Source organism: Achromobacter ruhlandii (assembly GCF_002082135.1).
GTDB lineage: Bacteria > Pseudomonadota > Gammaproteobacteria > Burkholderiales > Burkholderiaceae_B > Achromobacter > Achromobacter ruhlandii.
Genome location: NZ_CP017433.1, coordinates 5,574,069 through 5,586,795, shown reverse-complemented (window position 1 = coordinate 5,586,795; position 12,727 = coordinate 5,574,069). Strand labels below are relative to the sequence as shown.

At 63.7% G+C, this 12,727-nt stretch carries 12 protein-coding genes; 8 read left to right on the top strand and 4 right to left on the bottom strand.

What is annotated here, in order from left to right:
• Positions 1 to 201: 201 nt before the first annotated feature.
• Positions 202 to 2,955, bottom strand: a complete 2,754-nt coding sequence (locus tag AruCF_RS25360) for a M16 family metallopeptidase (RefSeq protein WP_049071742.1) — start codon at positions 2,953 to 2,955, stop codon at positions 202 to 204.
• A 111-nt stretch (positions 2,956 to 3,066) separates the two neighbouring features.
• Here AruCF_RS25360 and AruCF_RS25355 point away from each other — a divergent pair, with 111 nt between their 5' ends.
• From AruCF_RS25355 to AruCF_RS25345, 3 genes are all read left to right on the top strand, one after another.
• The gene (locus AruCF_RS25355) at positions 3,067 to 3,666 is read left to right on the top strand and encodes a GNAT family N-acetyltransferase (RefSeq protein ID WP_049071744.1); all 600 of its coding nucleotides are present in this window, start codon (positions 3,067 to 3,069) and stop codon (positions 3,664 to 3,666) included.
• A gap of 293 nt (positions 3,667 to 3,959) precedes the next feature.
• Positions 3,960 to 4,340, top strand: coding sequence for a hypothetical protein (locus AruCF_RS25350; RefSeq protein WP_049071745.1), 381 nt, complete (start codon positions 3,960 to 3,962; stop codon positions 4,338 to 4,340).
• Between the two features lie 92 nt (positions 4,341 to 4,432).
• Entirely contained in the window at positions 4,433 to 4,990 is a 558-nt protein-coding gene (locus AruCF_RS25345) for a GNAT family N-acetyltransferase (protein ID WP_049071746.1), read from the top strand.
• A gap of 40 nt (positions 4,991 to 5,030) precedes the next feature.
• Here the strand turns inward: AruCF_RS25345 and AruCF_RS25340 are convergent, their stop codons facing one another.
• Positions 5,031 to 6,203, bottom strand: a complete 1,173-nt coding sequence (locus tag AruCF_RS25340) for a vWA domain-containing protein (protein ID WP_049071748.1) — start codon at positions 6,201 to 6,203, stop codon at positions 5,031 to 5,033.
• 19 nt (positions 6,204 to 6,222) lie between these two features.
• Positions 6,223 to 7,104, bottom strand: a complete 882-nt coding sequence (locus AruCF_RS25335; protein ID WP_049071749.1) for an AAA family ATPase — start codon at positions 7,102 to 7,104, stop codon at positions 6,223 to 6,225.
• Between the two features lie 178 nt (positions 7,105 to 7,282).
• On the opposite strand from AruCF_RS25335, the gene AruCF_RS25330 reads away from it, so the two are divergent.
• Together AruCF_RS25330 and AruCF_RS25325 are read left to right on the top strand one after the other, a co-directional pair.
• Positions 7,283 to 7,633 (top strand): c-type cytochrome, encoded by a 351-nt coding sequence (locus tag AruCF_RS25330; RefSeq protein WP_049071752.1) that lies wholly within the window; start codon positions 7,283 to 7,285, stop codon positions 7,631 to 7,633.
• Positions 7,634 to 7,647: 14 nt separating this feature from the next.
• Entirely contained in the window at positions 7,648 to 8,010 is a 363-nt protein-coding gene (locus AruCF_RS25325; protein ID WP_049071754.1) for a c-type cytochrome, read from the top strand.
• Between the two features lie 75 nt (positions 8,011 to 8,085).
• Here the strand turns inward: AruCF_RS25325 and AruCF_RS25320 are convergent, their stop codons facing one another.
• The gene (locus tag AruCF_RS25320) at positions 8,086 to 8,511 is read right to left on the bottom strand and encodes a DUF1841 family protein (protein WP_049071755.1); all 426 of its coding nucleotides are present in this window, start codon (positions 8,509 to 8,511) and stop codon (positions 8,086 to 8,088) included.
• Between the two features lie 205 nt (positions 8,512 to 8,716).
• Here AruCF_RS25320 and icd point away from each other — a divergent pair, with 205 nt between their 5' ends.
• The 3 genes from icd to AruCF_RS25305 all read left to right on the top strand — a co-directional run bounded on the left by icd (position 8,717) and on the right by AruCF_RS25305 (position 12,572).
• Positions 8,717 to 9,973, top strand: a complete 1,257-nt coding sequence (gene icd, locus AruCF_RS25315; protein ID WP_049071757.1) for an NADP-dependent isocitrate dehydrogenase — start codon at positions 8,717 to 8,719, stop codon at positions 9,971 to 9,973.
• Between the two features lie 218 nt (positions 9,974 to 10,191).
• Positions 10,192 to 11,169, top strand: a complete 978-nt coding sequence (locus tag AruCF_RS25310; RefSeq protein ID WP_049071758.1) for a glycosyltransferase family 9 protein — start codon at positions 10,192 to 10,194, stop codon at positions 11,167 to 11,169.
• A 131-nt stretch (positions 11,170 to 11,300) separates the two neighbouring features.
• Complete coding sequence (locus AruCF_RS25305; protein ID WP_083036951.1) at positions 11,301 to 12,572, top strand: O-antigen ligase family protein; 1,272 nt, start codon at positions 11,301 to 11,303, stop codon at positions 12,570 to 12,572.
• Positions 12,573 to 12,727 lie beyond the last annotated feature (155 nt).

Here is a 12,727-nt window from a genome sequence, read left to right as displayed (position 1 = left end):
CGTCATCCCACCTGGGATAAACCCGTATATCCTGAAAACATCTTTCCAAATGGATGGGTAATAAATATTTGGATAAGAAATTTCCCCGTCTATGGCATGGTTATGCGGTTGCTCCGTCCCCACGATGGGTGCGCGATGCGCTTGGCGGCAAAAAAAAGCCCCTGCCTGGGCAGGGGCTGGGGATGCCAGGAAGACGTAGCGTCAGGGCGTCTTTTTCTTGAAGTCGCCGGCGACCGCGGTGCTGAAGCCGTCGGGGCGCAGGTACTTGCGCAAGGCGGCGTTGACCGTGTCGGGCGTGAGCGCGCTGATCTTCTTGTCCATCTCGGCCGACCATTCGAAGGTGCGGCCGCGCTGCAGGTAGTCGAGCCAGGTGCCGGCCAGCACGTCATCCTGGGCGCGGGCCAGGTTGCGGTAGTTCAGCAGCGCGGTGATACCGTCGGAAATTTCCTTGTCGCTGAAGCCGTCCTTGAGCACGCGGGCCAGTTCCTCGCCGATGGCCTTTTCCAGGCGCTCGCGGTTCTGCGGCGCGTAGATGGCGTACATGGTCCAGCTGGCGCTGGGCTCGAACGACGAGACCGACAGCGAGCTGCGCACGTTGTAGGACAGGCCTTCAGTCTCACGCACGCGGTTCCACAGGCGCGAGGTTTCCGAGGCGCCGAACAGGTAGTTGGCCAGGTACAGCGCCGGATAGTCGGCGTCGCTGTCCTGCAACTTCAGGGGCATGCGCGAGATGTAGAACGCATTGGCCTTGTCCGGGGTCTCGATGTCGAACTGCTTGGCGGGGATGTCGCGGTACGGATTGCCGACACGGGTGTAGGCGGGGGCGCGCTTCCAGCCGGCCAAGCCGTCCTTGACGGCCTTTTCGACGGCTTCGGGTTCGAAATCGCCCACGGCCGAATATTCGATCTTGCCGGCGCCATAGAACTTGGCGTGGAACTTGACCAGCGCATCGCGGTTCAGCGCGCGGACGCCGGCCAGCGATTCCTCGAACGTCGGCACGTAACGCAGGTCATCGGCGGGCCACGGATTGTCCTGGCGGGCCAGGGCGCGTCCGGCCAGGGCCTGCGGTTCGGTCATGGCGTTCTGGATCGAGGTTTCGAGCTGGCGCTGGTATTCCTCGAGCTGTTCCTTGGGGAAGTTGGCGTTGCGCACGATGTCCAGCGCCAGGCGGGTCAGTTCGGGCAGGTTCTCGCGCTTGGTCGACATGGCGATCTTGAGCGTGGTGCCGCCACCGCTGAAGCCGAGTTCGGCCTGCAGCTTGTCGAGGCGGTCCTGGATGTCCTGGCGCGACAGCTTGGCGGTGCCGCGCGTCAGCAGGTCGGCCACGGCGCTGGAATTCACGCGCTGGCCGAGCAGGTCTTTCTCGTTGCCGAACTGGATCAGCATCTGCGCCTGCACGCGGTTGCCGCGCGTGGCCTTGGGCAGCAGCGCCAACTGCACCGGTCCGTTGGGCAGGTCGAGCGTCTTGCGCTGGGTCAGGCGGTCGATGTTCTGCGGGGTGGGATCGAAAGCGGACGCGGCCTTGAAGTCGGGATCGCCCTTGTAGTCCTTGAACACCGCCGTCAGATCGACGCGCTGGGTCTGCGGCGCGCGCACCGGTTTGTCGGTCGGGATGTAGCGGCCTTCGATGCGGTTGCTTTGCACCAGGTAGGTGGTGGCGGCCTGCTGCACCTCGGCCAGCGTGGCCTTGCGGGCGCGGTCGCGCTGCAGGAAGAACAGGCGCCAGTCGCCGGCGGCGATGGCCTCGGAGAGCGCCACGCCGACCTGTTCGGGATCGCTGTAGGTCTGCTCCCAGGAGGTCAGCCATTTGCTGCGTGCGCGGTCCAGTTCCTGCTGGGTGAAGGGCTTCTTGCCGAGATCTTCCAGCGTGCCGGTCAGCGCCTTCATGGCGGCATCCTGGTTCTTGCCCGGGGTCAACTGGGCGGCGAACATGGCCAGGCCCGGATCCAGGTTTTCCATGGTGAAGCCGAACACGCCCGAGGCCAGCTTGGTCGGCACTAGCGCGTGGTAGAGGCGGCCCGACGGCGTATCGGCCAGGATGGTGGTGGCCAGGTCGAACGGCACGAAGTCGGGGCTGCCGGCGGCCGGGATGTGGTACATCGCGGCGACCAGCGGCGTGCCGCCGGTGCGGCGCAACGTGACGGCGCGTTCGCCGTCCTGGGCCGGCTCGACGGTGTATTCCGGCGGCAGCTTGCGTTCGGGCTTGGGCAGCTTGCCCAGCGTGGCCTCGATGTCGGCCAGCGTGGCCTGCGGATCGAACTTGCCGGCCACGATCAGCACCGCGTTATCGGGCTGGTAGTACTCGTGATAGAAGGCGCGCAGCTGGCCGATGTCGACGTTCTCGACGTCGGAGCGGGCGCCGATGGTGTTCTTGCCGTAACTGTGCCATTGGAACGCGGCCGCCTGCATCTTCTGCATGAGGATGCGGAAGGGGCTGTTCTCGCCGCTTTCCATCTCGTTGCGCACGACGGTCATTTCGGAGTCGAGGTCTTCCTTGGCGATCAGGGAATTGACCATGGCATCGGCCTGCCAGCCCAGATACCACTTGAGGGTGTCGGGGTTGGCGGCGAAGCTGGCGAAATAGTTGGTGCGGTCGCTGGAGGTCGAGCCGTTGGCCTGCAGGCCGCGGCGCGAGAATTCGCCCATGGCGTTGCGGGTGGTGGAGGTGCCCTTGAACAGCATGTGTTCGAGCAGGTGGGCCATGCCGGTCTGGCCGTAGTTCTCGTTGCGCGAGCCGACCAGATAGGTCATGTTGACCGTGGTCGAGGGCTTGGATTCGTCGGGAACCAGCAGGACGCGCAGGCCGTTGCTGAGTCGGTATTCGGTGATGCCTTCAATCGAGGCGGCCTCCGTGACGCCGGCCGGCAGGCTGGCGGCTCCGGCCTGGAAGGCCAGGAAGGATGAGAACAGCAGCGCGCCCAGCGGGCGCGGCAGCTTCGATATGGACAGGCGCATGGCGGACTATTCCTTTGGCATGGCAGAATCCGTTGGAGTGTATACGGTGTGAATGGTTCAGGGGCCCGCCCCTGGCGCGCCGGCCTGTCGTTCCGTCTGGAAAAAACGCGCATGTCGCTATCCCTTGAAATTGAGACTCCTCGCCTGGTGCTGCGGCAGTGGCTGGCGGCCGACCGCAAGCCGTTCGCGGCCATGAATACCGATGCGCGCGTGACGCGTTACCTGTTGCCGCTGACCGCGCCGGAAAGCGACGCGCTGGCCGACCGGCTGGCCGCCGGCATCGATGAATACGGCTGGGGCTTCTGGGCCGTCGAGGCGCCGGGCGTCGCGTCGTTCATCGGGTTCGTCGGCATCAAGGCGCTGGCGCCGACGCTGCCGTTCGCGCCCGGCGTGGAAATCGGCTGGCGCCTGGCGGCGCCCTACTGGGGCAGGGGCTATGCCAGCGAGGCCGCGCAGGCGGCGTTGCGGGTGGGGTTCGAGCAGGTTGGCGTGCCCGAGATCGTGGCGTTCACGGTGCCGGAAAACGAGCCATCGCGCGCGGTGATGCGACGCCTGGGCATGCGCGAAGATGCACAGCGCTTCGAGCATCCGGCGGTGCCGGACGGCCATCCCTTGAAGACGCATGTGCTGTACCGGCTGGCGCGAGAAGCCTGGAGTGCGCAGAAAAATGGTGACGCAGGCGCTGGCAGGGAGCCGTTTGCCGCTGCATAAGCGTCGGCAGGCCTCGTCATGCCGGGATGTTGCGATGCAGCATCCTGGCGTGGCGCGGCCGATTTGAGATCGGGACGGGCGCGGGTGTAAGCTTTGCGGAACGTAGTTGCTGTTGTCGACGGGATGCGCGACAGCCGTCTACAGGTTTCCCGTCCAACGCCAGCCGCCGCCCCGCCGGGCCGCATCGGCAGCATGCCGGAACGCGCGCCCCCGCTCCGCGGGCGACGACGGTGCTTGTTGTTCGCGCCTTCGCCGCCGGCATCCTGCCGGCGCATCTTTCGGAGGAACGACCCATGCTGACCGAGATCGTCACGCGTGCCTTGTCCCAATTGACCGGCAGCCCCATGAGCGGCGACCGCATCAAAGGGCAGTTTCAGTACGCTTATGCCAGTGATGACGGCCAATTCGTGGCCATACTGACCCATGACATGACCACCTACGTGGTGGACCTGAGCACGCAGCGCTATTTCGCCGAGTGCGGAGGGTCGCCGCGAGGCTTCGCCGGGCACGTGCTCGAGATGGAGGGCGCCGAGGCGCGCCAGCATCCGTGGCCCGCGGCCAATGACCTGTTCGACCTGGACATGGATGCGGACGAATTGTCCTGGCGCCAGTGTCCCGGGATGCGCAGCATGGCCGACAGTGCCAACCGATCTGTGGAGAGCCGCGCCGCCTGAGAGTGGCCAGAAGCGGCAGTCCCCTCACTGAACCGGCGAGATCGCCGGTTTTTTTTATCTTGTGATCGGGGCGGCTCGCTACAATCCGACGCATGACTTCCCACGCTGATACCCGCGCCCCGGACGGCGCCATCCTGGTCGACTGCACGCACGAACGCCATGCCGACCAGATCCTGGCCATCTTCAACGAGGCCATTGCCACCTCGACCGCGCTGTATGACTACAAGCCGCGTCCGCGCGAGGCGATGCTGGGCTGGTTCCAGGCCAAGGCCACCGGAGGCTTTCCCGTGGTGGGGTTCGAGAACGCGGCGGGCGAGCTGATGGCGTTCGCCAGCTACGGCACGTTCCGCGCCTGGCCGGCCTACAAGTATTCGGTCGAGCATTCCGTGTATGTCGACGGCCGCTTCCGCGGGCGGGGCTTGGGCGAGGCGCTGATGCGCGTGTTGATCGAACGCGCCCGCGCCAACCAGGTGCACCTGATGATCGGCGGCATCGACGCGGCCAACCAGGGCAGCATCAAGCTGCATGAGAAGCTGGGATTCGTGCATGCCGGCACCATCCGCGAGGCTGGCTTCAAGTTCGGCCGCTGGCTCGACCTGGCGTTCTACCAGTTGACCCTGGACACGCCGGCGCGGCCGGTGGATGGCTGAGGGCTTTGCCGGGACCGCGCCGCGGCGCCCGGCGGTCGCACTACTTCGACAGCACCCGCATCGCCTGTTCCAGTCCGGCGACCGTCACGGGGTACATACGGTCCTGCATGATGTCGCGCATCAGCGCGATCGACTGGCGGTACTGCCACGACGCGGTGGGCTCGGGATTGAGCCACACGGACTTGGGCCAGGCATCCAGCAGCCGGCGCATCCACTGTGCGCCGGGTTCCTTGTTGTAGTGCTCGACCGAGCCGCCCGGTTGCAGGATCTCGTAGGGGCTCATGGTGGCGTCGCCGACGATGATCAGGCGCCAGTCGGGGTTGTACTTGCGCAGCACGTCCCAGGTGTCGAAACGTTCGTTCTGGCGCCGGCGGTTGCTCTGCCACAGGCTTTCGTACGGGCAGTTGTGGAAGTAGTAGACCTCGAGATTGCGGAACTCGCTGCGGGCCGCGGAGAACAGTTCCTCGACGCGGCCGATGTGGTCGTCCATGCTGCCGCCGACGTCCAGCAGCATCAGCACCTTGACGGTGTTGTGGCGCTCCGGGACCATGCGCAGGTCCAGGTGGCCGGCATTGCGCGCGGTGCTGGCGATGGTATCGTCCAGGTCCAGTTCGAGTTCGGCGCCTTCGCGCGCGAAACGCCGCAGGCGGCGCAGCGCGACCTTGAAATTGCGCGTGCCCAGCTCGACCTGATCGTCGTAGTCCTTGAACTGGCGCATGTCCCAGACCTTGACCGCGCTGCGGTTGCCGGCCGACTGGCCGCCGACGCGGATGCCTTCTGGGTGGTAGCCGCCGTTGCCGAAGGGCGAGGTGCCGCCGGTGCCGATCCACTTGCTGCCGCCGGCGTGGCGTTCCTTCTGCTCTTCCAGGCGTTCCTTGAAGAGCTCCATCAGCTTGTCCCAGCCGTGCTTCTCGATGGCGGCCTTTTCCTCCGGCGACAGGCTCTTCTCGAACTGCTTGATGAGCCAGTCCAGCGGGATGTCCTTGCCGGCCGGCAGCGCGGCCTCGATGCCCTTGTAGTAGGCGCCGAAGGCCTTGTCGTAGCGGTCGTAGAGCGATTCGTCCTTGACCAGCGCGGTGCGCGCCAGGAAGTAGAAGTCGTCCAGCGTGGGCGTCATGACGTCCTGGCGCAGCGCATCCACCAGCGTCAGGTATTCCTGCACCGAGACTGGCAGCTTGTGTGCCCGCAGGTGGTAGAAGAAGTCGATCAGCATGATGGCCGCGAGGAGGGCGTCAGCGGCGCTGGGCGCCGCGGGTCATGGCGGCGAGTCGTTCCAGCAGGTGCACGTCCTGCTCGTTCTTGAGCAGGGCGCCAGCCATCAGCGGCACCGCCGTGGCGGTGTGCGCGTCGATCTGCGCCGCGCTGACGTCCTCGGCCAGCAGCAGGCGCAGCCAGTCCAGCAGTTCGGAGGTCGACGGTTTCTTCTTCAGGCCGGGCGCGTCGCGCAGGCTGAAGAAGGTGTCGAGCGCCGCGCGCAGCACGTCCTGCTTGAGTTCGGGGAAATGCACCGCGACGATGTCGCGCATGGTCTCGCGGTCGGGGAAACGGATGTAGTGGAAGAAGCAGCGGCGCAGGAAGGCGTCGGGCAGGTCCTTCTCGTTGTTGGAGGTGATGATGACCAGCGGCCGGTGGCGCGCGGCGATGGTCTGGCGCGTTTCGTACACATGGAATTCCATGCGGTCGAGTTCGCGCAGCAGGTCGTTGGGGAATTCGATGTCGGCCTTGTCGATTTCGTCGATCAGCAGCACCACCGGCTGCTCGGCGTCGAAGGCCTGCCACAGCGTGCCCTGCACGATGTAGTTGCGGATGTCGCGGACCTTTTCGTCGCCGAGCTGCGAGTCGCGCAGGCGCGACACCGCGTCGTATTCGTAAAGACCCTGATGCGCCTTGGTGGTGGACTTGATGTGCCATTGCAGCAAGGGACGGCCCAGCGCGCGCGCCACTTCCTCGGCCAGCATGGTCTTGCCGGTGCCGGGTTCGCCCTTGATCAGCAGCGGGCGCTGCAGTGTCAGGGCGGCGTTGACGGCGAGCTTGAGGTCATCGGTGGCGACGTATCGGTCGGTGCCATCGAAGCGTGTTTGCGGTGCGGAAGGAGCGGTCTGGGCAGCGGACATGGATCGGCGGACTTCTCGGGGTTGATGGGGATCAAGGCCATTTTCGGGTATTAATCCTAGACAATTATCGTACAATCAGGCGGTTTTGCAGCTGGGTTCGACCCGCAACGTGTTTGCCGGGGGCCTTTCCGTGTGAGCAGGCCCTAGTCCTCAAGCCATACCAAGAAGAGCCATCCCAATGAAGTTGCGATTCTCTCTGAAGTACACGGTTTCCCTGCTGACCCTGGCCTCCTGTGCGATCGCCGGCCAGGCGGCCGCCGCGGACGCGGCGCCGGTCGGCAACGTCCAGAATGCCCGCGACAAGGTCTCCATGTGCATCGGTTGCCACGGCATCGAAGGCTACAAGGCGACCTTTCCCGAGCTTTACCACGTCCCGATGATTGCCGGCCAGAACGCCAAATACATCGAAACCGCCCTCAACGAGTACAAGAAAGGCGCGCGCAGCCATCCCACGATGGACGCCATCGCCGGCAGCCTGTCCGATCAGGACATCGCCGATCTGGCCGCGTACTACTCGAATCTGAAATGACAGGGGGCAATCACATGAACCGCATCATGCTTGCCCTCGCGGGCGCGACGTTGGCCATTTCGGGCGCGGCTGCCCAGGCCCAGGACCTGATGGCCGGCAAGGCTGTCTTCGAGAAATTCAACTGCGCATCGTGCCATGGCGCCGACGCCAAGACGGCGGTCGATCCGGCCTACCCGACGCTGGCCGGCCAGCACGCCGACTATCTGGTACATGCGCTCAAGGCCTACCGCCGCGGCGCCTCGGGCAGCGCGGCCACGGCCAACGTGCGCAAGAACCCCATCATGGGCGCTTTCGCCACCCAATTGTCGGACCAGGACATCAGCAACGTCGCGGCCTGGCTGGCATCGTTGCCCAGCGACCTGGGCGTGCGCAAATAGCGCTGTTTGCCCCGCATGCAAAAAACCCTCGGTTCGCCGAGGGTTTTTCCTTGGGCGCTCGCGTCGCGCGGCCGGCTATCGTTCGGCGCGCTGGCGGATCAGGTCGATGTAGGTGTCGCTGTCCAGCGGCGTGCCCAGGCGCTGGGCTTCCCATACCACCCGTCCCAGGCATTCCATGATCTCGTGCGCGGCCTGATGCGCGTCGCTGCGCGCCACCAGGCGCTGGTACGCGTTGCGGATGCCCGGCGGGTGATCGATGGACAACTGCTCGGCGATGGCCAGGTGCATCGACAGGTGCAGGAACGGATTGGTGCGACCCTTTTCCACCGCGTATTCGGTGGTCATGGCCTCGGGGTTTTCGAGGTCGCCATGGTATTCCGGATGCTCGATGACCCAGTCCAGGGCCATGGCCTCCAGTGGGGTCAGGACCTCGTTGGCGCGGTGCTTGCGCCAGGTTTCGATGAAGAATTCGCGAACCTGGTCGCGGGATGGGTTGAACATTGTCAGACGGGGGCCATGCGGGCTGGAGAGGGCTTTATTTTACCGCCCGCCGGCGCCGCGCCCGCCCGGCGGCCCCAATGCGATATAGAATTGGTTGCTATCCGCTATCCAGTGCGCGTTTCGCCGGGGCCACGCGGCCCGCGGCGCTCACGCCGGCCGATGCGGCGCGCGTGCAGAAAAACCACCCGGAGCAAATGGAGCATTCATGTCCTATCAACATATCAAGGTGCCCGCTGGGGGCCAGAAGATCACGGTCAACGCTGATTTCTCGCTGAACGTGCCGGATCAGCCCATCGTGCCCTATATCGAGGGCGACGGCACGGGCGCGGACATCACCCCCGTGATGATCAAGGTCGTCGATGCCGCGGTGCAAAAGGCCTACGGCGGCAAGCGCAAGATCCACTGGATGGAAGTCTATGCCGGCGAGAAGGCCACCAAGGTCTACGGTCCGGACGTGTGGCTGCCCGACGAGACCCTGGAGGTCGTCAAGGATTACGTGGTGTCGATCAAGGGCCCGCTGACCACCCCGGTCGGCGGCGGCATCCGGTCGCTGAACGTGGCGCTGCGTCAACAGCTGGATCTGTACGTCTGCCTGCGCCCGGTGGCCTATTTCAAGGGCGTGCCCTCGCCGGTGCGCGAGCCCGAAAAGACCAACATGGTGATCTTCCGCGAGAACTCGGAAGACATCTACGCGGGTATCGAATACATGGCCGAGAGCGAGCAGGCCAAGGAACTGATCCAGTTCCTGCAGACCAAGCTCGGGGTCAAGAAGATTCGTTTCCCCAACACCTCGTCCATCGGCATCAAGCCGGTGTCGCGCGAAGGCACCGAGCGCCTGGTGCGCAAGGCGGCGCAATACGTCATCGACAACGACCGTACCTCGCTGACCCTGGTGCACAAGGGCAACATCATGAAGTTCACGGAAGGCGGCTTCCGCGATTGGGGCTATGCGCTGTTGCAGAAGGAGTTCGGCGCGCAGCTGATCGACGGCGGGCCGTGGTGCAAATTCAAGAATCCCAAGACCGGCCGCGAGATCATCGTCAAGGACGTCATCGCCGACGCCTTCCTGCAGCAGATCCTGCTGCGTCCGGCGGAATACGACGTGATCGCCACATTGAACCTGAATGGCGACTACATCTCCGATGCGCTGGCCGCGCAAGTTGGCGGCATTGGCATCGCCCCGGGCGCCAACCTGTCGGACTCGGTCGCCATGTTCGAGGCCACCCATGGCACGGCGCCGAAGTACGCGGGCAAGGACTACGTGAATCCGGGTTCGGAAATCCTGTCGGCCGAGATGATGCTGCGCCACATGGGCTGGACCGAGGCCGCCGACCTGATCATCTCCAGCATGGAGAAGTCGATCCTGTCCAAGAAGGTGACGTATGACTTTGCCCGCCTGCTCGAAGGCGCGACGCAGGTGTCATGCTCGGGCTTTGGCCAGGTCATGATTGAAAATATGTAATTTGGAATCAGATTGGTCCGTTTAAGTCACCAAAACCCGCAGGCTGCAAGGCTTTGCGGGTTTTTTGGTGAAATTCTTTTCGGATGTCGGTAATCTGGAAAAAGACCCTACGAAATGATGGAGCCGCAGGCGCACAAGAATTAATTTGTGACTATTGTGACAGTATAATTCGAGCGTTTGTAATACGGTATTCCCTTTAGTCTGCGTATTTTCACGATATGGCTCAACCCGCTTCCGATATGCCGCCCTATCACGCCTCGGACTGTGTCCGAGGCCTGCGCGATGCCAAGCGGATCGCAATGCTGATGGCGCCCAGGTTGGGCGATACGTTGCTGATGATGGCCATGGCGCATAATCTGGCGGTGCATGGGCGCGAGGTGACCGTTTTCGGCGATTTCGCCTACAGCCTGCGTAGTTGGCTGCCGGGTATGGATATCAGGCCCTCGCTGCCCCAGGAGCAGGCGTCGGTCGTATTGGCGGACTATGACTGCGCGGCGCAGATGCATGTCGGCTGGCCGTATGCCTTGCATGACCATGCGACGTCCTATTTCTATTACGACGCACATGTCGTGATTACCGGGAAAGGATTCGTCAAGTTAAATCAGATCAGCGATTATTGCCGTGACGCATTGGCGTTGCCCTTGTCGGGCACTGACATCGGACTGCGGCCGCCTGTCTCGGGACGCCACCGCATTCATGAAAAACGTGTGGCTGTGCATCCATCCTCCACGGGGGCGCAGCGCTGCTGGGCGCCACGGCATTTCGTCGAACTGGGCCTGAGGCTACAGCGCCAGGGATACGAGCCGGTCTTCATCCTGGCGCCACACGAACGGGCCGAATGGACCTGCCTGATCGACGCGGGCCTGGCTATCCAGCAGTCCCCGTCGCTGGCGGACGTTGCAGCCTTCATCCACGAGTGTGGTTGGTTCATTGGTAATGAGTCTGGTATCGGGCATCTGGCGTCCTGCGTGGGGGTGCCAACGCTTACCCTCACCGGGAGGCCCACCCGCACGAAGGCATGGCGGCCGGGGTGGTCGATGTCGCGCATTGCCTATCCCGTCTATATCCCCGGGGGCCGCTGGAGGGACCGGCTGTGGCGAGAATGGCTACGTCCTGGTAGTGTCATGGCGGCTTTCGAAGGGTTGACGCGGGATTACAAGAAGTCCTTGGGTGCGGCGAAACCCGTCCGCTTTTAGTCCGCAAAGCTGGTCCGTTGCGCCGGAATCATCCATTATCTCGACGCCGGCGCGCCATTTCCGCTGGCGCGCCGGCCAATCCTCTTTCCTCAACATCGACCGGTCCTTGCCGCGGCCGAACAGAACTCATCATGCCTATTTCTTGTTTGCGCAGCGTTGTCGCCTTGGCGCTGCTGATTCCCGCCCTGGCGCTGACCAGTGCCGTGGGCGGGACGATCATCATCTACTTGACGGCGTTGATCGCCCTGACGACGATGGCCTTCAATCTCATACGGAAATGGGAGCCATTTTCCCTGAAGGAAATCACACCTATAGCCGTGGTGCTGGTCTTGCCGATGGCGGCCATGTGCATCAGCAGCACCTATCTAGGCGTTTGGAGTTCATCGGAGATTGAAAAACTGCTGCGCTTCGCCCTGGCGGTGCCGGTGTGCTGGGTGCTGATGAGGGCGCCGCGCCAATGGTTGCAGCAGATTCAATGGAGCCTGCTGGTCGCCGCCTTTGCCGGCTCGTTGATGTTGATCTACATCATCCACGCGCCCGGATTGGGGCGTGGGGCGGTGTCTGATTTCGGCGGACGCTATAACGCCGTGGCATTTGCCGACTTGACGATTTTCTTCGGGCTGGCCTCCCTACTGACCCTGCGCTGGAATCTTTCGCCCTGGCCGCGGCTGGAGTCCGCGGCAAAAATCGCCGTGATGCCGATCTGCCTGTATGGTGTCTGGGTTTCGCAGACGCGTAGCAGCTGGTTGCTCCTGCCCGTGTTCGGTCTGGTGTATCTGTTGACGAATCGCCAGTGGGTGCTGCGAACCAAGATGTTGTTCCTGTCGGGATTCGTCGTGGTGATTGCGGCGGTGGCGGCGGTTTCCTGGTATTCGACGGAAAGTCGCTGGAGAGGGGGGGTCTCGGATCTGAACAGCTATGAACAACAGGATCGCGACACCTCCGTCGGCATCCGCATTCAGCTGTGGAAGGCTTCCTGGATGATGTTCAAGGAAAGCCCACTGCTGGGCGTCGGTGTATCCAATTTTCGGCCCGAGCTGGCCAAGCTGCAGAAGCAGGGCGTGGTAACCGAGCTGGTCTCCATCGATTATGGCGAACCGCACAACGACATGTTGAGTGCGCTGGCGGGGTATGGTGTATTGGGACTTCTGTCCATCCTCGCGCTGTACCTGATCCCCGCCGCCATCTTCTGGCGCCGTTCCGCCAGCGACGATCCGGTGGTGCATGTCGGATCGCAGATTGGCCTGCTGTTCTGCCTGGGCTATTTCGTCTTCAGCATGTCGGAAATGATGTTTCGCAACATGCGCAGCGTGCCGATCTATGCGTTGACGGTGGTGGTGTTGTATGCGTTGACGTCGGCTCGCACCGGGCTTGCGCAACAGCGCCTGGCAGCGCGACGCTAGTGGCCCGCGGCCGCTTTTGCAAGCGGCTTGACGCTATGAAAAGCAAGGTCTGCATGGCCTTGCTTTTTTTTGCGTGCACGTTGCGCGGCAAAAGCTTGAAGGGTTTGACGTAGATCAAGCCGGCTTGGCCTCGTCGGTGAAAACCCTGCCACTCC